The organism is Pseudoalteromonas sp. SR44-8, assembly GCF_014163635.1.
Taxonomy (GTDB): Bacteria; Pseudomonadota; Gammaproteobacteria; order Enterobacterales; family Alteromonadaceae; genus Pseudoalteromonas; species Pseudoalteromonas rhizosphaerae.
The window spans coordinates 74,628-95,482 of record NZ_JACJDS010000005.1 but is presented as its reverse complement, the minus strand read 5'-3'; the positions used below and the strand labels follow the sequence as shown (position 1 = coordinate 95,482).

The window sequence follows — 20,855 nt, the reverse complement described above, 5'->3', positions numbered from 1 at the left end:
TATTACCACGTAATAGAGTGAGATGTTGCTAATGTTAGTGCGACAAAGTCGTCATAACTAAGCGAGTGATCGGGCTGATTGATTGTGATATCTCGTACCTTGGCGTCATCAGCAAGTATTAATAAGTGCGTTGCAAGCTGTCTAAATTGGGCAATAGCGAAGCATGCGTCACTTAATAATAATACTTTGTCTGTTGACTGGATCAGGTTAACTAATTGATCCGTGTTGTAATAGCCAAGTGGCTTGGAAAATATGTGTAAAGTGCTCATAAGTTCACTATGTGTTGTTGCTGGGCAATAAGTTGAGTTTGCTGCTGATAATTAAGCGCTTTTACTTCTACTAACAAGTTATGTTTATCAAGGCCATACTCGAGCAGAGACTTTTCACATACATAAATGTTTTCAACATCGTAAATTTCTAGCGTTCTGATGGTCTTAAAGTAGTTCTTTAAACCTATATGCTCAGGTTGTTGATGTTTTTTTAGGGCAAGTACCGCAGGGCCGCTAAATAACCAACTAATATTTTGCTCAACAGCAGCGAATATTAATGTCATATCTAATGCATCACGAATATGTAAATCATCGAAAGGACTATGGTGGCTTAAGACTAATACATTGATCATTTAAATTGCACCCATTTATCCGCATCACTGGCAAGCATTGCAAACTCAGCTAACCCTGCGACTGCAAAAACACCGGTATTATTTATATCAAGGCCACGCTTTTCGGCAGCAGTAACACACAACATAAGATGAATCCCTTGCTCATGTAATTGTTGCCATAAAGCATTAATCGCTAATTCATCAGCTGCCAAATCTAGTTGCTCGCTGGCATGAAAAACGCCGTTTTGATACAAAAAAATGGCATCAATGTTATGCCCTTGTGTTAAACATGCTTGTGCAAATTTAACCAAACGTTGCGTGGTATCATGATCCGATGGTGCGCTGTGCAGAGAAAGTACAAATCGTGCCAAAACTATTCCAATAAAAAAGCCCCTAAAGAGGGGCTATTTTAACAGAACTATTTAATTAGTCATTATTTGCGCCAAGCAGTGCAAGCAATGAAGTAAACAAGTTATATACACTTAAATATAAAGAGACTGTAGCGCGAATATAGTTTGTTTCGCCACCATTGATGATGCGGCTTGTATCAAACAAGATTAAGCCAGACATGATCAATACAACCGCTGCATTTAATACCATAAACATTAGCGAGCTGTCGATGAAGATATTAACAATGCTGGCCACAATCACAACAATAAGGCCTACCGTTAAAAAACCGCCCATAAAAGAGAAGTCTTTTTTAGTATTTAGTGCATACGCAGACAAACCAAAGAAAATCAGTGCAGTTGAGCCTAACGCTTGCATGATAAGCATTGGGCCATTTGGCATCGCTGCATAATGGTTAAGTAACGGACCAAGTCCCGCACCCATTAAACCCGTAAAAGCGAATACCCATGCAACGCCTGACGCGCTTTCGGCTTTTTTATTTACAACAAATAAAAGGCCAAATGAAATAAGAGTAAAAACTAACCCCATAAAATAAGGTAGTTGTAATGCCATTGAGATACCAGCCGTCACAGCACTAAATGCTAATGTCATGGCCAATAAGAAATAGGTGTTTTTAAGTACCTTGTTTGTTTCAATGGTCGACATAACCGGTCTAGCGGTATTGTACGAATGATTAAATGCCATTTTAGAGCTCCTTTAGAAACCTATTGTAAGTTCCGATAATTAAACTGAAGTTAGATTACCAAGACTTCTATATTTGGGCAAACCTTTGTAGTTCAATAGACCGATAATTAAAAAGAAAAGTTCAATTTAGTGTGATTTTTACTCAGAGGTGAGTTAAGAATAAACAAATCAATGATTTTTTAAGCACTTGAACACTTTTTTGAAAAAAAAGCTTCACAAAGAGCACTGCCTTCTCTATTATGCAGGCCGTGCGGAGAGATGGCAGAGTGGTCGAATGCACCGGTCTTGAAAACCGGCAGGGGTTTATAGCCCCTCTAGGGTTCAAATCCCTATCTCTCCACCACCTAATTAAAATAATTGCGAGTACATTCTTATTCGTGATTTATAAATGTTTCGGAGAGATGGCAGAGTGGTCGAATGCACCGGTCTTGAAAACCGGCAGGGGTTTATAGCCCCTCTAGGGTTCAAATCCCTATCTCTCCACCATATAAAACAAAAAGGCCGTTGATAATCAACGGCCTTTTTGTTTCTGAAGTTCTCCATAAAGATTGACTAAGACAATGTATTTTCATAATGCGCCAAATAACATGCACTTCATATAAATCCGCATAAGCCTTTAAATAAATTAACGGATCAAATCACACGCTAAACTATTGGTCGATTTATCTGATAAGTTAATTGTTATCGGTGGAGTTGTTAGCTACTTGCAAGGCTTTGGTAATATCATTCATCGGGGCGCTGTGACTCTTCTCTGACCTGCGATATCAGATCATCATTCTTGTTCAAAGCAATAATGACTGTTTTATTATTATCTGGTGGTGCACCCAATGCTTTTTCTTTTAACTGTGAGTCAGAATCTAAGTTTGATCGTGGGAGTGTTGATGCACATCTTTCTTTGGTCTGGCCAATGACGTCCTGTTCTGACATAAAAAATGGTAAACTAACAGCCAATACGTCGCGAATCTGATATTTATTATGATCTATTTTTGAGCGTAATATGGTAACTCACTCCAGAGCGAACTTTTTTTGCTAGCTTGATAGACCGTTGAAATTTATTCATTGTTAATATTATCAAGCCATTGATGAGCTTCATTCAAAATTAAATTGTTTCTAATCTTTCATATATATCGGGTACATCCCAGTCAAAAATAGCGCGATACTTCTTAATTAAATTATTCACGTCTTCGATGATATCGTTGCGATGGGCTGCTAACTCTAATTTTTTATTTTAGCCATTTCAGTTCACCTTAGAATTTATAGATAAATCTAGACTAGGCTTTTATTCATGCCAGTTCTGTGCGAAAGCGAACAGATTTAATGAGAAATTTGTTGCAAGCTTTTAGATGAAAACTCTATCAGCGAAACAATGATTTATTGTTTATCATTTTTAATCTGGAGCAAATACGCCATGTTACATACTCTGAATAATTTAAAAAATTTAGCTATTCATGCATCGGATGGAGATATTGGGCTTACCAAAGATTTTTACTTTGATGATAAACATTGGGTGATCCGATATCTGGTGGTCGAAACTGGATCTTGGCTATTAAGTAAAAAAATATTGCTTTCACCTATATCAATCAAAGAGTTGAATCAGAAACCACAGACGCTCACTGTTACAATTTCAAGAAAACAAGTTAAAAACTGCCCTGACATGGATAGCGAAAAACCAGTTTCTAGGCAGTATGAGCTAGAATACATGCGATATTATGGTTACTCACATTATTGGGATAACACTGATATATGGGGTGATTATTCAAGCCCTAATATGATGTCACCTGGTTATTATAGTGTCGCACCAAAGCCTGATAACTTAGATGCACCAGATAATTTCGCAGATGTTGATGCTGCATTATCTCAAGATAATGATCATCATCTACGCAGTAGTAATGCAGTAACGGGTTATAAACTTGATGTCATAGACGGTGATCTAGGTCACTTACATGGTATGTTGATAGATACCGACACCTGGGAAATTCGTTATTTGATTATTAACACCAGTAATTGGTGGTTGGGTCATCTGGTTTTGATTGCCCCAAAATGGATTAAAGAGGTGAGTTGGCCCACTTCTAAAATCTATGTTGATATGACGCAGCAGCAAGTAAAAGATGCACCCACTTTTGATCCCTCAGTGCCTTTCAGTCTAGAGCATGAGCAAAGTCTGCAAACTCATTATGGTCGTAATGGTGAATAACAATATTACCTTTGAGTTAGGTGTTTGCTTGTCTTTTTTACGTTATTTATTTAAAAATTGTTATGTTAGTAAGTCATTTATTTCAAATATTTTATTCGAGAGTTTGGGTTTAAATCCCTATCTTTCGATCTTATAAAAAAAAGGCCTACTGCTTACCTTTATTAATGCTCCATTGAATCTATACACATTCGTTGGTATGACGCGTGAGGTAGTAATATAGAAGACTTCAAACACTATTTATCAGCGGCATTAGTAAGTTGTATACCTATGTTAATAGGCTACGTTTTTTTAAGTAATGAGCTAAATCTTTCTATATCAGAGGTTGTAACAGATTTATATATGCAGGCTTTTTTGAAGAGCTAGTCTTTAGAGCTGCTTTGTTTGGTATGTTGTTTCGTTTTTATCTTTGGGGTCATCCCAGCAGCACTAATTAGTACTATAATATTCTGCTTGGGTCATATTTATCAATGACATGATGCCATTTCAGCGCAAATGGCTGTTACCATCTCAACAATAGCAGATACATGGTTTACTTGGTTATATTGCGAATGCGGCTTACGTTATATTTAATATGTCTGGTGGCGCAGCTGGCGATTTAAAAAAATCTATTCAAAGCAAAAGCCATTATTCTGAGTATCGTTTACGTTAACCTACATATCCGACGTGGGAAAAAGCGTGAAGTAACACTCTCGTCACTATTTCAAAATCAACCACATAGTTCGACTCTGTTTATTAGAACACCCACTCAAAATATTTAATGGAGATAATGATGCTTGGATTGTTTTGGTCATGATAGTTTTTAGTTCACCTTTTGTATTATTGCTAATAATTAAACATTACTTTTTTTAGAAAAAATTAGTTAAAAGAGAGTTGTTTTTCTTAGAACAAGCAAAGAGAACCGATACTGTCTTAGCGATGCAAAAGAAATTAGAGATTCTAGTTGCAAGAGTCATTGAACTTGAAGAAATAGTGACCACAGTAGCATTGATTTATCGAGAAAAATCAATCAACTGTAAATTTATAGCCTCTGTATATACAGAGGCTAAATTATACTTTTCTGTAAAGTGAATAACGCTAAACTCTATAACGGTTTAAAACTGGATCTTGCTTAGGTTAAACGGGCATCAAAATTAGCCTATCATGATTGCTGTATGATTTATCATCGTAAATTACGACCATAGTCTCTATTTCGATGTTGTAAAACATCATGCATCCTTAGTATTTATTCAGGTATGATTTTAAGGACGCATTATGAAACATCGGCTTGCAAAAAGTGTTGGGTTATCATTACTTTCACCTGTGATCATTGGCAGTGTGTTAGGAGTTTATTATGCATTAACGCTCAATACCGATCCGCTGACTACCTTTTTTCAGTTACTTATGAGTGCGATAGCTAACGCGCATATTGTCGGTTTAACCATGGCTGCTTTTGTAGTACCCGGATATTTATTGATGTACAAGTACGCGAAAGTTAATTATTCGGGAGTACTGACATTAGGTTTACTCGGTGGTGCAATTTTTAGTTACTTACTCAGTGCAACAGGTGGTATGGTCTTTTTAATTAATACCGCGATGTCAGCTTTAGCGGCGGGACTGTTTTTATATGGATTAAGGTTAGGTGCGATAAAACAACAACCTCCTCAATAGCAGAATTATTAACCAAGCTTGCTGAAAATTAGGGCAAATTGCTTTTTTTTGCCCTGAAAAGGTTTCAATTATTGGCGACAAAGAGTACCTTTAGCTACTGTATGTTTGATAAGAAGTAGTTTGGTATGCAAAAGCAAGAATTTTACCAGTCATTAGTTAAACAAACTGAATCGCTAATTACTGGTGAACCTAACATTATTGCCAATATGGCGAATATTAGCGCGCTGTTATTTACGTCACTCGATGATGTAAATTGGGCTGGTTTTTATTTGATGGATTCACCAACTGAATTAGTGCTTGGTCCGTTTCAAGGTAATCCTGCATGTATCCGAATTCCTGTCGGAAAGGGTGTCTGTGGAACTGCCGCTGCAACTGCACAAACTCAACTAGTTGAAGATGTACATGCATTCGCAGGTCATATTGCCTGTGATGCAGCGTCTAATTCTGAAATAGTAATACCTATTCATAAAAATGGTGAAGTATTTGCTGTTTTAGATATCGACAGCCCAAGTATTGCTAGGTTTGATGTTGATGATAAGCAAGGTTTAGAAGCACTCGTCGCATGTTTTGAGGCAACTATTGCATGAAAGACTTAGTAAATGTACAGGATTATCTGTTTGCCATCACTGATGTAGGTGATTGGGAAGGGGATGAAGAGCATGTAGCGGAAACGCTCAACGATTTAATTCATATTGCATGGGATCGTCTTCCTGATGACACTGAATGTGAATTAATTGATGAAATAATTAACGGTATTTGGGAACACCTTCGAGGCGATATGGCTGTAATTGAAGCCGACTTTGAAGAGTTGGTCGACTGGGTAACACACTACGTCGATTCGTCCCTTGATGAAAAGATGTGAAAAATAGGTTCTAAAATGGAAACCACAAACAAGCTAAAAGATATTAATGAAGTATTGGAATTTTTATACCAAGAATTCCCAGAATGTTTTAAACAAAAAGACGGTATCAAGCCGCTGAAAGTAGGTATCTTTAAAGATATCGCTGAGCGAATTGAAGGTTCTGAAAAAGTAAGTAAGACGCAAGTACGTCAAGCGCTGAGAAAGTATACGTCTAACTGGCGTTATTTAGAAGCTGTTACTAAGTCTGAGTTTCGTATTGATCTTGATGGAAATCAAGGTGCTAAAGTGGAGCAAGAACATATTGATCATGCTCAAAAAGCACTTGAAGAAAGTCGGGCGAAAATGGCTAAACGTAAAAAGTCACAACGTCCACGTAATGATTCAGACACAAAATCTTACAAAAAGAAACCAGGCCAATTCGCTAAACCAGGCGATAAAAACGCTAAAGTTAATACCACACCAGCAAAAGCTGCGCCGGTTAAACGTTCAGGTAAAATTGAACCTTTACCAGCAAGTGAGGTCAAGGTTAATAACAAAGTTAAAGTTAAACTTGGCCAAGCCCTTGTTAATGCAGTAATCACTGAAGTGAACAAAGAAGACGTTCATGTAGAGTTGGTAACTGGCATGCAAGTTAAAACTAAAGCAGACAGCCTGTACATTATTTAAGCTGTATATAAATTAAGGAGTTGTGTATGAGTCAGAAGTTTAAGCTCATTCCGTTAGTTGCCGCCCTGTATTCAGGTTTATTATTTGCATCAGATATTGCTGATGTTAATGATGTAGTTACAGCAAAAGACTTGCCAGTACTTACGCAAGAGAGTCAGCATAGTACGGCTAGCAAACGGGTGACAAACTTATTTACTCGTGCACATTATAAACCAATTCGTTTTGATGACGCACTTTCAAGTAAAGTGTTTGACCGTTATATCGAATCCCTTGATTTTAATAAAAGCGTCTTTTTGGCTGCGGATATTGCCTCATTTGAGCAATACCGCAACCAATTTGATAATGCATTAACGACCGGTAAACTTGATTTTACCTTTGATATTTTCAACCTAAGCATGCAGCGTCGTTTTGAGCGTTATGAGTATTCTTTAAAGTTACTTGAAACACCAATGACCTTTGATAATGCGGATGAATATTACTTTGATCGTGAAGATGCTGATTGGTCACAAACGCAAGCTGAGTTAGATGAGCTTTGGCGTGAACGTGTAAAATATGATGCATTACGATTAAAAATGACCGGCAAAGATTGGCCTGGTATAAAAGAATTATTAACTAAGCGTTATCACAATGCACAAAAACGTTTAGTGCAAACCAATAGTGAAGATGTATTTCAGATAGTAATGAACTCTTTTGCGCGAAGTATTGAAGCACATACCTCCTATTTATCGCCACGCAGAGCTGAACAGTTCAAAATGGACATGGATCTTGAACTAGAAGGTATTGGTGCAGTACTAAGCTACGACGAAGACTACACGGTTATTCGCAGCTTGGTTCCAGGTGGACCTGCTGATAAATCGGAGCAAATTAAAGCTGACGACCGTATTATCGGCGTTGCTCAAGACAAAGAAGAATTTGTTGATGTCATTGGCTGGCGTTTAGATGACGTAGTTGATTTAATCAAAGGACCAAAAGGCACTAAGGTGCGGTTACAATACTTAAAAGGTGCTGATGATCATGGCGCGCCTAAAGTAGTTGAAATTATTCGCGATAAAATTCGCCTCGAAGATAGAGCTGCAAAATCAGAAGTATTCAAAGCAAAATATTCTGATTTAACCAGCAAAATAGGTGTTATTGAGATCCCTGGTTTCTACAACAACTTGTCTAAAGACGTTAAAGTAGAATTGGCGAAATTAAAAGAAGCCAAAGTAGATGGCATTATAATTGACCTACGTCAAAATGGTGGTGGTTCATTATATGAAGCAACACAACTATCTGGTTTGTTTTTTGACCAAGGTCCAGTAGTACAAATTCATACTCTAAATAATCGCATTGAAGAGCAAAAAGACCGTGATGGTGTTACGTTTTACGATGGTCCTCTTACGGTGCTTGTTGATCGTTACAGCGCATCTGCCTCTGAGATTTTCGCCGCAGCGATGCAAGACTATGGTCGAGCAGTAATAATTGGTGAGCAAACGTTTGGTAAAGGCACTGTGCAGCAGCATAAGGGCTTAGGCCGTGCTTACGATTTATACGATAATCCACTTGGCAGTGTGCAATATACGATTGCAAAGTTCTATCGTATCAATGGTGGTAGCACACAGCATAAAGGTGTGATCCCAGATATTTCATTCCCATCAGCAATTGATCCAGCGGAATGGGGTGAAAGCCAAGAGGATAATGCATTACCGTGGGACAGTATCGTACGCGCCAAATATAACTCGGTTGATGACTTACACCCAGCCATTGCTTACTTAAGCAAAGCGCATGCTGAACGCATTAAATCAGAACCAGAGTTTAACTATGTTTTTCAAGATATTACGCGTTATAAAGAAGAGAAAGACCGGAAAACTATTTCTCTTGTAGAAGCGCAGCGTATTAAAGAAAAAGACGATGGTGAAGCGCGTGCATTAGCTCGTACTAATGAAAGGCTTACTCGTTTAGGTGAAAAACCGATTGAGAGCTTGGATGATGCGCCTGATGTCTTAGACGACTTAGATCCATTCCTAGAAGAAGCTGCATTAATTACCCAAGATTATATTAAGTTTGGTCGTGTAGCTAAGAAATAACTTGTTTTACATATTAATAAAAAAGGCGCTTTGGCGCCTTTTTTGCTGCCTAAAACTCTTGATATTGCTATAATTACTGATTAAACGCTGACAAAAGTAAGTAACTTAGTTAGGCTAAGCGTCGCGTCTGTGCTAAAAAATAATAATTAAACGCGCATAAAAATGCGCGTAGGAGTCTCAATTTTGAATTCACAAAAAGAAAAACCCATCCTACAGGCCAGCTTTTTCGATGCCTTGATCCCAATTTCTGTACTGATTTGTTTATTAGGTGCTGCGGTCTATTTATTTGGCGATAGTTCGTCATCAGGACCGAATCAAATTGCGCTACTGTTTGCTACATTTACAGCTGCACTTATTGGCCTTAAAAATGGCTATACTTGGAAAAAACTTGAACAAGCGATGATAGAGGGGATCACTCTATCTTTGGGCGCTATATTAATTTTGTTAATGGTTGGCGCGCTGATCGGCACTTGGCTGCTGTCAGGCACTGTACCTACGCTTATTTATTATGGTTTACAGGTAATTAATCCTAGTTGGTTTTACGCAGCAAGCTGTTTAATTTGTGGCATTGTAGCAATGAGTATTGGTAGCTCTTGGACCACGGCGGCGACAATAGGTGTAGCGCTACTCGGTGTTGCTACTGGCCTTGGATTAGAGCAAACAGTGACGGCCGGTGCCGTAATATCTGGGGCTTACTTTGGCGATAAACTCAGTCCACTGTCTGAAACAACAAATTTAGCTCCTGCGGTTGTGGGAGCTGATTTATTCGAGCATATTCATCATATGCTATGGACGACTGTACCAAGTTTTGTGATTGCACTAATCATCTTTATTTTTATGGGCTTTAATGCCACAGCGTCAAGTGAGGCTGGGCGTATTGATGAAATAACCGCTATTCTACAACAAAACTTTAATATAGGTTTAGAGATGCTGGTGCCACTGATTGTTTTACTGGTGTTAGCAATTAAAAAAATGCCTGCATTTCCGGCAATTTCAATCGGTGCGGTACTTGGTGCAGTATGGGCAATGATCTTTCAATCAGACCTAATTGCAACACAAATTGATGGCTCTCAGGGGCAAATTGTCGGTTATTTTAAATTGGTTTGGAGTACATTTTTTGATGGCTTTAGTATCCTCACAGGCGATGAAAAAATGGATTCATTACTCAGTGGTGGTGGAATGTCTGGCATGTTAACCACAACGTGGCTGATTATGACGGCATTGATGTTTGGCGCCATTATGGAAAAAACAGGTTTATTAGATATTTTTGTAAAAAGTATTCTTAAAATTGCGAAAAGCACTGGCTCTTTAATTACTGCTACTATTGCGACCTGTATTGGTACCAATGTAATTGCTGCAGATCAGTATATCGCTATTGTGGTCCCTGGTCGGATGTTTAAAGAAGAATATGCAAAGCGTGGTTTGAAACCTGTTAATTTATCAAGAACATTAGAAGATGGCGGGACGATCACCAGTCCCCTGATCCCTTGGAATACCTGTGGTGCATATATGCAAAGTGTATTACTGATCAACCCATTTGATTATGCGCTATATGCATTTTTTAATCTTATAAATCCATTACTAGCTGTTATTTATGCTTACCTAGGCATTAAAATTTTACGTATTAAGCCAAAACAATAGCCATAAATTATACGCTCCTCTGCTAAGAGGAGCCACTTTGGAGTTTCACATGACTGCATTAAAAAAACCTCAAGCACAGTATCTTAAAGATTACCAAGCTCCACCATTTTTAATTGATCACATTGATTTGACCTTCGATTTATTGCCGTTAAACACCCGTGTTACGAGTGTAATGACGATCACGAAAAAAATAGCTGGTGTGGCAGATTTAGTGCTTGATGGCATTGATTTGACGCTGATCTCAATTACTGTAGATAATAACGCATATACAGATTATGACCTACTTGATGAGCAGCTTGTGATCCATAATTTACCAGCGCAATGCCAGCTTACAATCGTTAATGAAATAGCGCCAAAAACTAACACATCTTTAGAAGGTTTATATCTATCTGGCGGTGCGTATTGTACACAATGTGAAGCGCAAGGCTTTAGAAAAATAACCTATTATCTTGACCGCCCAGATGTACTTGCAAGCTTTGACGTGACGATTATTGCTGACGAGCAGTTTACTCATTTATTATCAAATGGTAATAAATTAGCGGAAGGTAAATTAGACAATGGCCGTCACTTTGCAAAATGGCAAGACCCATTCAAAAAGCCAAGTTACTTGTTCGCACTTGTTGCAGGGGACTTTGATGTACTTGAAGATACCTTTGTTACTCAAAGTGGTCGTACAATAGATTTAGCCTTGTTTGTTGATAAAGGGAATTTACCGAAAACTCCTCATGCGATGGCATCACTTAAAAAATCAATGCAGTGGGATGAGCAGCGTTTTAATCTTGAGTATGATTTAGATATTTACATGATCGTTGCTGTGGATTTTTTCAATATGGGCGCGATGGAAAATAAAGGTCTGAATATTTTCAACTCTAAATGTGTGTTGGCTAATCAAGAAACCGCCACTGATAAAGATTATCACACTATAGAGTCAATCGTTGGCCATGAGTATTTTCATAACTGGACAGGGAACCGAGTGACTTGTCGTGATTGGTTTCAACTGTCGTTAAAAGAAGGCTTAACAGTTTTTCGTGATCAAGAGTTTAGCAGTGATTTAGGCTCGCGGGCACTGAATCGTATTGATGCGGTTAAAGTAATGCGTACTCATCAATTCAGTGAAGATGCCGGTCCTATGGCACATCCGATCCGTCCTGAACAAGTGATTGAGATGAATAACTTCTATACAGTAACTGTGTACGACAAAGGCGCTGAAGTTATCCGTATGATGCACACGTTATTGGGAGAAGAAAAGTTCCAGCAGGGCATGGCACTTTATTTTCAGCGTCATGATGGGCAAGCCGTTACCTGTGATGATTTTGTTGCGGCTATGAGTGATGCCTCAGGTATCGATTTAACTCAGTTTAAACGTTGGTATAGCCAAGCTGGCACACCACGGCTAATCGTAAAACAAGAGTATGATAAGCTCAGTGGTACTTTTTCACTGCATATAGAGCAGCTGGCACCGCTTAATCAGCCAGAAAATGCGCCATTACATATCCCATTTGCTATTGAGCTACTTAATCAACAGGGCGAGTCTGTCTCTTTACAGTTTGAAGGACAGCCACTTGATCATGTCTTAGATGTCACAACAGCGCAGCAAACGTTTAGCTTTGATGGTTTAACCGCGAAGCCTGTAGCGGTGCTACTAGAGGATTTCTCTGCGCCGTGTATTGTTGAGCAACAAAATACAGCCACTGAATTATTACACATTATGCGCTTTGCGCGCAGTGACTTTTCGCGTTGGGATGCTCAACAACAATTGTTCATTGGGGCGGTTAAAGGGGCCATTATAACACCTGAAAATAATCAATTGGATCCAGCAATTATTACTGCATTACGTAGTTTATTAGTTGATCAGGAGGGAGATTTAGCTTTAATTGCTGAATTATTAAAGCTGCCTAGTTTTGATACCCTCGCAGCTGAGTTTAATGTGATCCCTGTGGATCAATTGGTTGCGGTGACAAATCAGTTTGAGTTACAAATTGCTCAGCAACTGCGTAGTGAGTTATTAGACTGTTATCAAAGTTTAATTGATGACGGCTCTGTAAGTGCAACAGCTGTCGCTATACGTGCATTAAAAGGTATGTGCTTGCATTATTTGGCAAAAATTAATGAGCTTGATATCAATCAACTTCTTGTTAGTACTGCTAATTCAAACAATATGACCAATGTACTCGCCGCGCTCAGTGCAGTGGTAAAAGCTGATAATCCATTAGCAAAAGAGTTGTTAAACCAATTTGACAGTCAGTGGCGCCATGATGTGTTAGTGATGGATAAGTGGTTTGCATTGCAAGCAATGCAAGGTGGCGATGACGCCATTACTAATATCAAAAAGTTATATGATCACCCTTGTTTTGATTTTTCAAACCCAAACCGTGTCAGGGCACTAGTGGGCAGTTTTAGTCATTTTAATACCGCACAGTTTCACCGTGAAGATGGTACAGGTTATCAATTGCTAGGTGACTTACTAGTTAAGCTTAATGCAATCAACCCCCAAAATGCATCACGTATGTTAACGCCATTTATGTCATGGCGCAGATATGATGAGGTACGTTCAGTTGCAATCAAAGCTCAGCTGCAACGCCTAGCTTTGCTTGATAATTTAAGTGATGACTTGTTTGAAAAAGTTGATAAAGCACTACAATAAATTATGATCGAATATTATTTTTTACTGAACTTAACCTACAAGCAGTGCATGGATTACTACGAAGGTAAGTATACATCAGTTCAAGTAATTGAAGATGGTGGCAAAAAAGTACGTTTTGCCGCCAGCCATTTGCGTCCTTTTATTTCCTCTTTAGGGGTAAGAGGGCGCTTTCGACTTTTGCTTACTCCAGAGTATAAATTTTTACGTTTGGAGCGTATTGCCTAAAACAATATTTTAAAATAATCACTTATAATATTGTTTTTTTGTTAATTCGATTTGTCCTATTGTTAATTTACGTGTATAAATTATCTGGTAGGACGTCTTACCATTAGGTTAACGTCAACTAAACAGAAAAATTATGACCGATTGAACGCGTTCTATTTGTAATTTCTTTATTTCGCTTCTATCGTTACGACTACACTAAAAACAATAACTTGATCACAAAATTACCCGCGACAGGGGGAACACACAATGATAAGAAGATCGCTTTTTGTTAAAAATAAACTAGTACTAGGCATCGCAGCCGCTACTTTAGGGTTATCAGCAGCACACACACAGGCTGCAACGTTTGAGGCTGGAGGGTTTGATATAACCTTCGACTCTGCTTTTTCTTATGGACAAAGTATCCGTGTTGAAGACCGAAACTTTAACTTAATAGGTAAAAGTAATAACCCGTCTTTTGATTGGACAGGTTATAACTCTGTATTAAATCCAATTTATTCAGCGCAAGATGTCTGGGCCCAACCTGGCTCTTACTCTAATAACGGCGACGCTGGTGATTTGAACTTTGATAGCGGTGAATCTTTTTCAAAGCTGTTGAAAGGGACGCATGATTTATCTATCAACAAAGATAACTATGGTCTATTTACTCGATTTATGTATTTTTATGATTTTGAATTGATGGATGGCGATCGTGCCTATGTTAATCCAACTTCAGGGCAAGGAGTTGATCCTTGTGATGATAAAGACACAAAGAAACAAAGCTGCGCAGATATTCGTCTATTAGATGCTTACGTATGGGCTAACTTTGATTTAAATGACGGCAATAACCCACTTTCTATTCGTCTAGGACAACAAGTTATAAACTGGGGAGAAAGTACATTAATTTCTCACGGTATTAACGTAAATCCGGTCGATATTGATCGGTTAAAAGCGCCGGGTGCAGAGCTTAAAGAAGCTTTTATTCCAGTTGGTATGTTATGGGCATCTTTAGGGATCACTGAAAATGTGACTTTGGAAGGCTTTTACCAATACCAATGGCATGAAACACGTTTACCTGCAGCTGGAACGTATTTTTCAACCAATGACTTTGCCGCTGAAAATGGTTATCAGCAAAATGTACAGCTTGGTTTTACCTCCAACCCAGATATCGATTTAGCGTTTTTAACTGATAGCTTAAATAATTTGATGACTACCTTTGGTCAAGCTGCTGCCGCTAAAGGGATCGACCCTGCAAGTCCCGCAGGGCAAGCATTATTGGCACAAACTTATCTGGCATACCCTACTAAAGTCGCTCTTAAAGGCAAAGGGGATGATGGTAAAACTGAGCCTGATGATGGTGGTCAATATGGTTTACGTTTAGGTATGTTTTTACCAGATTTTTATGACACTGAAGTTGCACTTTACCATGTAAACTACCATAGCCGCCGTCCTCTTATTTCAGGTCGCGTATCTAACTTTACACAAGCGTCACTGGCCCAAGATTTAGCCATGTTAGCAACGACTAAAATTACCTCTGACAATGTCTCTGATTTAAAAGCATTTGCTAAAGCAACCAATGAGTATCCAGAAGATATTAAATTGTATGGGTTAAGCTTTAATACATCAATAGGTGAAACGGCGTTTGCTGGTGAGTTCACCTTCCGTGAAGACGAACCACTACAAATCGATGACGTAGAATTGCTTTATGCTGCTATGCCTGAGCAATTAGCGTTAGCGGGACTTCGTCCTGAGTTTGCCGGTATTTCACAAATGAGTCAGGGTAACGCAGTTAGTGTTGTAGGCCCTGGGGAATTAGCAAAAGGTTATATTGAGCGTAATACTAGCCAATTGCAGTTTACAGCAACACATTTATTTGGCCCATCACTGGGTGCAGATAGCTGGGCTGTAGTGGGTGAAATTGGCGGCGTGCGCATAAATAATATGCCTGAATACGATGAAATGCGTTTAAATGTTTCAGGCACTGGTCGAAGCGGTATTATGACCGGCCCTAATGCAGATGATTACTCAACACTTCATATGGCTTTGTCTAATGGCCCCGAACAAAAAGAGTTTGCGACAGCATCATCATGGGGATATCGCTTAATTGCTAAAGGCGATTATTACAACTTCTTTAAAGGAGTTAATTTTTCACCTCGCTTTGTTTTCTCACATGATGTAAATGGTAACACACCAGACCCGATGTTCTTGTTTATTGAAGATCGCAAGTCACTTGGAGTGACAGCCAACTTTAATTATCAAAATGCATGGTCATTTGACTTTAGCTACAACTCTTTCTGGGGTGGCGGAGATACCAATACTTTCTCAGACCGTGATTTTGTTTCTTTTAATATTAAATATTCAATTTAAGGGTATCATGATGATAAAAAAACCTACCCTCATTGCACTAACGCTATGTAGTTTATTTTCTACAACAGCGGTCGTTGCAAAAATGACGAGCGAAGAAGTTGCGCGCTTAGGTGCAGATCTAACCCCATTAGGTGCTGAAAAAGCGGGTAATGCTGATGGCTCAATTCCGGCATGGACAGGTGGTATTACTAAAGCACCGGCAGGTTATACGCCGGGAATGCATCATCCAGATCCGTATGCTGACGACAAAGTACTTTTCACCATTGATAAATCAAATGTTGATAAATACAAAGCAAATTTAAGTCCTGGTCAAGTAGCTCTTTTTGAAGCGTATCCAGATACGTTTAAAATGAACATCTATACTACTCATCGCAGTGCTTCAAACCCACAGTTTGTCTATGATGCAACAAAACAATACGCACCAACTGCAGAGTTGATTGAAGAAGGTAATGGGATAAAAAATACTGCTATTGGCATTCCTTTTCCTATTCCAAAAACTGGCTTAGAGGCAATTTGGAACCATTTATTACGCTACCGTGGTCTGTCAATTGAGCGTTTTGGCGGTCAAGCGGCTCCAACAGCCTCAGGTTCGTATAATATGGTTGGCTTTGATGAGCAACTGTTAGTTAAGTACTCAGATCCAAAAGCAACACCTGCAGAGTTACAAGAATCTAATATTTTGTTTAAATTTAAACAAAAAGTCACCGAACCTGCGCGTTTAGCTGGCACGGCGCTATTAGTTCATGAAACCATGGACCAAATTTTAACTCCACGACAAGCGTGGACTTACAATTCTGGCCAGCGTCGTGTTCGTCGCGCGCCTAATGTTGCTTATGATGCACCAGGAACAGCAGCTGATAGCTTGCGTACAACCGATGATTTCGATATGTTTAACGGTTCGCCAAACCGCTATACATGGACGCTCAAAGGTAAGCAAGAGCTTTATGTACCATACAATAGTTATAAGCTACACAGTGATAAGTTACAGTATGACGATATTCTGATGGCCGGTCACATCAACCCGGAACATGTGCGTTATGAAAAACACCGTGTTTGGGTTGTAGAAGCAGATCTGAAAGGCGACACTCGTCATATTTATAAGAAGCGCGTATTTTATATTGATGAAGATAGCTGGCAAGTTCAAGTGACGGATATCTATGATAACCGTGACCAAATGTACCGTGTAGCGATGGCTCATACAATTAACTATTACGATGCGCTCACTAACTGGAGTACGTTAGACGTTTACTACGATTTGAATTCACGCCGTTACCTAGCGATTGGTTTAGATAACCAAGAGAAAATGTATGATTTCTCACAATCGTTTAATGATAATGAATTTACCTCAAGTGCACTGCGCCGCGAAGGTCGTTAATACACTCTAAGCACCTGGAATTATCTAGGTGCTTTTTTATTATTTCAAATCGCGTTTGTCACTCTGACACGCACTGGGTCATGACACTAACCGAGTCCCCCGACTGCACGTTATATACCGACAAACACATTCTTTTCAAGGCGATTTTAATTTATGAAGTACATGCTTTATGCAGGTCTTGCCGCTGTGGCGAGCCTTTCAACTCTTTCTATTGCAGCTGAACCACTTGCTGCAATTGTCGCAACTAAAGCAGATAAAACCCTGTTGACTGATATTGAATACACAGGAAAGCAACTGGTCGCTGTCGGAAAACATGGCACTATAATTACAAGCAGTAATGCAAAAAATTGGCAACAAGCGAGCGTTCCAACGCAAGTGTTATTAACGGCGGTTGCCTTCAGTGGCAGTGAACTTGGTTGGGCTTGCGGGCATGATGCGACTATTATTCATACCAATGATGGTGGTGCAAACTGGCAGTTGCAACAGGTGAACACGCAATTAGATAAACCTTGCTTAGATATTTTATTTACCAGTGAACTTCACGGCTTTGCTGTGGGTGCCTATGGTATGTTTTATGAAACCAGTGATGGTGGCAAACATTGGCAAAAGCGATTTCTGGATTCTTTATTATTTGCAGATGATAGAGATTACTTAAATGATTTAAAAGAATCAGATCCACAAGGCTATGAAGCCGAAACTGCATCAATATTGCCGCACTTTAATCGTATTGTCACAACAAAAGATAAACTTATGTTAGTGGGCGAAATGGGTTTGTTAGCGCACAGTACAGACAACGGAAAAACATGGCAACGCGATGAAGAAATCTACCGGGGTTCCTTTTTTGCTTATGCCAGCGATGAACAAGGGCAAGAAATAGTTGCGGGTTTAAGAGGCAATATTTTTAGCCGTCAGGTAGGTGAGCAATGGCAACCAATAAGTAATAATAAAACCGCCACAATCAATAGTATTATCGCTAGCGGTGATAATCAATGGTTGTTACTTGCCAACAGCGGTGTGATTTTCCACTATAAAAATAATCAACTTACTATTGAGCAGTTAGCGGATGGTAAAGCAATTCTTGATGCCGTTATTTTTGAAAATCAATTGGTTATGGCATCAGAAAATGGCATTAAAGTGAAGGGGATGGCTCCATAATGCACACAATCGTCAATTTTTTAGAGAAAGCAGTTTTTCGTCATCGATTAATGATGGTGATAAGTTTTATTTTAATAACATGTTTTTTAGGTTTTAAAGCCACACAAATCCAACTTGATGCTTCATTTAATAAAAATATTCCGCTTAATCATGATTATATGAAAGTGTATTTAAAGCATGAAAAGCAATTTGGTGGCGCAAATAGTATTTTGATCTCAGTGTGTGATGATAGCGGTGATATTTTTAATCCTGAGTTTTTCACCCAATTAAAAGCCGTTCATGATCAGTTATATTTTATTCCTGGGGTGAATCGTCCGTTAGTGAATTCAATTTTTTCACCCAGTGCACGTTTTGTTGAAGTTGTTGAAGACGGTTTTGCGGGTGGGCCAATTATTCCCGCCAATTTTACTGCTGATCAACGAGGCTTAGCGGTTGTTAAAGAGAATATCGAAAAAGCGAAAGTCGTAGGCAGGATGATTGCCTCTGATTATTCGTGTGCGATGGTAACCGCGCAGTTGATGGAAACTGATCCGCAAACGCAAGAAAAATTAGATACGTTAGCGTTTGCACAAAAGCTAGAAAGCGAAATTAGAGAGCCATTGAGCACTGATAAAGTAAGTATCCACATTATTGGTTTTGCCAAAATGGCCGGTGATATTGCCGAAGGTGCGAAAGGGGTTGTGTTATTTTTTGCTATTGCTATCGCGTTTACTTTCATCATGGTGTGGTTATTTTGCGGCAGCATCAAGCTCACTATTTTACCTATAGCCTGTTCAATTATTGCCGTGGTTTGGCAGTTAGGGATATTGTCGAGCTTAGGCTTTGGTCTAGATCCAATGTCGATTCTAGTACCATTCTTAGTGTTCGCAATCGGCGTAAGTCATGGCGTACAGATGATCAATGCAATAGGTAAAAAAGTCGCCGAAGGAAGCAGTAATACGCGTCTTTGCTGTCAGGCTAGTTTTAGATCGCTGTTAATACCCGGTGGTATTGCATTGCTGTCAGACACGGTCGGCTTTTTGACGTTACTAACCATAGATATAGGTATAATTCGTGAACTGGCTATCACAGCAAGTTTAGGTGTGGCTGTTATTATTTTTACTAATTTGATTTTATTGCCAGTATGGGCATCGTATATGCGCTTTGAAAACACAGTTCATATTCAATCAGGCAACAGCGAAAAACCAAACTTACTTGATTCAATTCGTGATCTGTTAGTCAAAGCCACGGATCCAAAATGCGCGAAAATCATTATTGGCTGCACCTTAGTATTGTTTGCTGTAGGTTATTGGCAAGCAGGGAAAATGCATATCGGCGATTTACATGCAGGTGCACCGTCATTGCATCAAGATGCCCGTTATAACCAAGATACCTTTTTAATATCGGACAAATATACGATTTCATCCGATATTCTAAAAGTGATTGTCGAAGCTTACCCTGCAGCATGTACTGAGCACGACGTAATGGAGCGCATTAGTCGTTTTCAATATAAAGTTGAAAACTTAGCAGGTGTTCAATCAGCAGTATCCCTAAGCTCAGTAGCGCAGTCGGTTAATGCCGGGTATAACGAAGGTAATTTAAAATGGCAAAGTTTGCCTCGTAATACGGCAAGTTTGGTGCAATCTACCTCACGAGTCGAAACCAGTACCGGTTTACTCAATGGTGATTGTTCAGTTATGCCTGTGATTATCTTTTTAGATGATCATAAAGCGCAGACCATTGAACATATCATTGCCAGTGTTAAACAATTTGCCATTGAAGAACAAACCGATATGCTGCAGTTTAAGCTGGCCTCAGGGCCTGTCGGCGTCATGGCTGCGACGAATGAATCAGTTTCTGCTGCACAATTACCTATGATGTTATACGTTTATGGTGCAGTTATTATTTTATGCTTGATTAGCTTTAAGAGTGTAAAAGCGACCATAGCGGTAGTGTTACCCTTGTATATTGTATCGACTCTTGCGCAAGCTTTAATGGTACAACTTGAAATCGGTCTGACGGTTTCAACGTTGCCAGTGATTGCACTAGGTGTAGGTATTGGGGTGGATTATGGGATTTATATTTTGTCATCGATGATGGGGCAATTAAAGCAAGGTGTTGCCTTACCAGTGGCGTATCGTAATGCACTCGTTGAGCGTGGTAGTGCGGTGTTATTTACCGGTATCACGTTAGCTATTGGTGTGAGCACCTGGATTTTCTCTGATCTTAAGTTCCAAGTGGACATGGGAATATTGTTAACCTTCATGTTTTTAGTCAATATGCTTGGCGCAGTATTACTTTTACCAGCAATTGGTAGTTTGATCTGGACTGACCAGAAAAAATAATGTGAATAATTTTGCTCCTA

At 39.1% G+C, this 20,855-nt stretch carries 18 protein-coding genes and 2 tRNA genes; 15 read left to right on the top strand and 5 right to left on the bottom strand.

Annotation, left to right across the window (positions count from 1 at the left end; translation table 11 throughout):
• Window positions 1-2: 2 nt before the first annotated feature.
• The 4 genes from H5183_RS03525 to H5183_RS03510 are packed head-to-tail and all read right to left on the bottom strand — an operon-like array spanning window position 3 to window position 1,693.
• Complete coding sequence (locus tag H5183_RS03525) at window positions 3-269, bottom strand: DsrH/TusB family sulfur metabolism protein (RefSeq protein WP_145233786.1); 267 nt, start codon at window positions 267-269, stop codon at window positions 3-5.
• Complete coding sequence (gene tusC / locus H5183_RS03520; protein ID WP_145233789.1) at window positions 266-622, bottom strand: sulfurtransferase complex subunit TusC; 357 nt, start codon at window positions 620-622, stop codon at window positions 266-268. The genes H5183_RS03525 and tusC overlap by 4 nt, the downstream gene beginning before the upstream one ends.
• Window positions 619-972 (bottom strand): sulfurtransferase complex subunit TusD, encoded by a 354-nt coding sequence (gene tusD, locus H5183_RS03515; RefSeq protein WP_149981050.1) that lies wholly within the window; start codon window positions 970-972, stop codon window positions 619-621. The genes tusC and tusD overlap by 4 nt, the downstream gene beginning before the upstream one ends.
• A gap of 55 nt (window positions 973-1,027) precedes the next feature.
• Window positions 1,028-1,693, bottom strand: coding sequence for a Bax inhibitor-1/YccA family protein (locus tag H5183_RS03510; protein ID WP_182730957.1), 666 nt, complete (start codon window positions 1,691-1,693; stop codon window positions 1,028-1,030).
• A 252-nt stretch (window positions 1,694-1,945) separates the two neighbouring features.
• Between H5183_RS03510 and H5183_RS03505 the strand changes: the two genes are divergently transcribed.
• Both H5183_RS03505 and H5183_RS03500 read left to right on the top strand, forming a co-directional pair.
• Window positions 1,946-2,036: transfer RNA gene (locus tag H5183_RS03505), tRNA-Ser, on the top strand.
• Window positions 2,037-2,088: 52 nt separating this feature from the next.
• Window positions 2,089-2,179, top strand: a tRNA-Ser gene (locus H5183_RS03500).
• A 237-nt stretch (window positions 2,180-2,416) separates the two neighbouring features.
• Here the strand turns inward: H5183_RS03500 and H5183_RS03495 are convergent.
• The gene (locus H5183_RS03495; RefSeq protein ID WP_182730956.1) at window positions 2,417-2,620 is read right to left on the bottom strand and encodes a hypothetical protein; all 204 of its coding nucleotides are present in this window, start codon (window positions 2,618-2,620) and stop codon (window positions 2,417-2,419) included.
• Between the two features lie 481 nt (window positions 2,621-3,101).
• Here H5183_RS03495 and H5183_RS03490 point away from each other — a divergent pair, with 481 nt between their 5' ends.
• The 13 genes from H5183_RS03490 (at window position 3,102) to H5183_RS03430 (ending at window position 20,835) form a co-directional block, all read left to right on the top strand.
• The gene (locus tag H5183_RS03490) at window positions 3,102-3,887 is read left to right on the top strand and encodes a PRC-barrel domain-containing protein (protein WP_182730955.1); all 786 of its coding nucleotides are present in this window, start codon (window positions 3,102-3,104) and stop codon (window positions 3,885-3,887) included.
• Window positions 3,888-5,138: 1,251 nt separating this feature from the next.
• Window positions 5,139-5,534 (top strand): hypothetical protein, encoded by a 396-nt coding sequence (locus H5183_RS03485; protein WP_145233799.1) that lies wholly within the window; start codon window positions 5,139-5,141, stop codon window positions 5,532-5,534.
• A 125-nt stretch (window positions 5,535-5,659) separates the two neighbouring features.
• Complete coding sequence (locus H5183_RS03480; protein WP_145233801.1) at window positions 5,660-6,121, top strand: GAF domain-containing protein; 462 nt, start codon at window positions 5,660-5,662, stop codon at window positions 6,119-6,121.
• Window positions 6,118-6,396: a hypothetical protein gene (locus H5183_RS03475; RefSeq protein ID WP_064666123.1), complete on the top strand. Its 279-nt coding sequence runs from the start codon at window positions 6,118-6,120 to the stop codon at window positions 6,394-6,396. The genes H5183_RS03480 and H5183_RS03475 overlap by 4 nt, the downstream gene beginning before the upstream one ends.
• Before the next feature lie 15 nt (window positions 6,397-6,411).
• The gene (proQ, locus tag H5183_RS03470) at window positions 6,412-7,062 is read left to right on the top strand and encodes an RNA chaperone ProQ (protein ID WP_145233803.1); all 651 of its coding nucleotides are present in this window, start codon (window positions 6,412-6,414) and stop codon (window positions 7,060-7,062) included.
• Window positions 7,063-7,088: 26 nt separating this feature from the next.
• On the top strand, window positions 7,089-9,128 hold the full coding sequence (gene prc / locus H5183_RS03465) for a carboxy terminal-processing peptidase (protein WP_145233805.1): 2,040 nt from the start codon (window positions 7,089-7,091) through the stop codon (window positions 9,126-9,128).
• A gap of 162 nt (window positions 9,129-9,290) precedes the next feature.
• Entirely contained in the window at window positions 9,291-10,769 is a 1,479-nt protein-coding gene (gene nhaC / locus H5183_RS03460) for a Na+/H+ antiporter NhaC (protein WP_145233807.1), read from the top strand.
• Between the two features lie 49 nt (window positions 10,770-10,818).
• Entirely contained in the window at window positions 10,819-13,413 is a 2,595-nt protein-coding gene (pepN, locus tag H5183_RS03455; RefSeq protein ID WP_182730954.1) for an aminopeptidase N, read from the top strand.
• A gap of 3 nt (window positions 13,414-13,416) precedes the next feature.
• On the top strand, window positions 13,417-13,638 hold the full coding sequence (locus H5183_RS03450) for a DUF2835 family protein (protein WP_182730953.1): 222 nt from the start codon (window positions 13,417-13,419) through the stop codon (window positions 13,636-13,638).
• A 246-nt stretch (window positions 13,639-13,884) separates the two neighbouring features.
• Entirely contained in the window at window positions 13,885-15,981 is a 2,097-nt protein-coding gene (locus tag H5183_RS03445; RefSeq protein ID WP_145233813.1) for a DUF1302 domain-containing protein, read from the top strand.
• Between the two features lie 10 nt (window positions 15,982-15,991).
• The gene (locus H5183_RS03440) at window positions 15,992-17,356 is read left to right on the top strand and encodes a DUF1329 domain-containing protein (RefSeq protein WP_145234104.1); all 1,365 of its coding nucleotides are present in this window, start codon (window positions 15,992-15,994) and stop codon (window positions 17,354-17,356) included.
• Window positions 17,357-17,509: 153 nt separating this feature from the next.
• Entirely contained in the window at window positions 17,510-18,511 is a 1,002-nt protein-coding gene (locus H5183_RS03435) for a YCF48-related protein (protein ID WP_145233815.1), read from the top strand.
• Window positions 18,511-20,835, top strand: coding sequence for an RND family transporter (locus H5183_RS03430; protein WP_145233817.1), 2,325 nt, complete (start codon window positions 18,511-18,513; stop codon window positions 20,833-20,835). The genes H5183_RS03435 and H5183_RS03430 overlap by 1 nt, the downstream gene beginning before the upstream one ends.
• Window positions 20,836-20,855: the final 20 nt, after the last annotated feature.

Coding starts and splice junctions, on each gene's coding strand:
- H5183_RS03525 (WP_145233786.1), bottom strand. CDS start 269: ATGAGCACTTTACACATATTTTCCAAGCCACTTGGCTATTACAACACG.
- tusC (WP_145233789.1), bottom strand. CDS start 622: ATGATCAATGTATTAGTCTTAAGCCACCATAGTCCTTTCGATGATTTA.
- H5183_RS03510 (WP_182730957.1), bottom strand. CDS start 1,693: ATGGCATTTAATCATTCGTACAATACCGCTAGACCGGTTATGTCGACC.
- H5183_RS03495 (WP_182730956.1), bottom strand. CDS start 2,620: ATGTCAGAACAGGACGTCATTGGCCAGACCAAAGAAAGATGTGCATCA.
- H5183_RS03490 (WP_182730955.1), top strand. CDS start 3,102: ATGTTACATACTCTGAATAATTTAAAAAATTTAGCTATTCATGCATCG.
- H5183_RS03485 (WP_145233799.1), top strand. CDS start 5,139: ATGAAACATCGGCTTGCAAAAAGTGTTGGGTTATCATTACTTTCACCT.
- H5183_RS03480 (WP_145233801.1), top strand. CDS start 5,660: ATGCAAAAGCAAGAATTTTACCAGTCATTAGTTAAACAAACTGAATCG.
- H5183_RS03475 (WP_064666123.1), top strand. CDS start 6,118: ATGAAAGACTTAGTAAATGTACAGGATTATCTGTTTGCCATCACTGAT.
- proQ (WP_145233803.1), top strand. CDS start 6,412: ATGGAAACCACAAACAAGCTAAAAGATATTAATGAAGTATTGGAATTT.
- prc (WP_145233805.1), top strand. CDS start 7,089: ATGAGTCAGAAGTTTAAGCTCATTCCGTTAGTTGCCGCCCTGTATTCA.
- nhaC (WP_145233807.1), top strand. CDS start 9,291: ATGCGCGTAGGAGTCTCAATTTTGAATTCACAAAAAGAAAAACCCATC.
- pepN (WP_182730954.1), top strand. CDS start 10,819: ATGACTGCATTAAAAAAACCTCAAGCACAGTATCTTAAAGATTACCAA.
- H5183_RS03450 (WP_182730953.1), top strand. CDS start 13,417: ATGATCGAATATTATTTTTTACTGAACTTAACCTACAAGCAGTGCATG.
- H5183_RS03445 (WP_145233813.1), top strand. CDS start 13,885: ATGATAAGAAGATCGCTTTTTGTTAAAAATAAACTAGTACTAGGCATC.
- H5183_RS03440 (WP_145234104.1), top strand. CDS start 15,992: ATGATAAAAAAACCTACCCTCATTGCACTAACGCTATGTAGTTTATTT.
- H5183_RS03435 (WP_145233815.1), top strand. CDS start 17,510: ATGAAGTACATGCTTTATGCAGGTCTTGCCGCTGTGGCGAGCCTTTCA.
- H5183_RS03430 (WP_145233817.1), top strand. CDS start 18,511: ATGCACACAATCGTCAATTTTTTAGAGAAAGCAGTTTTTCGTCATCGA.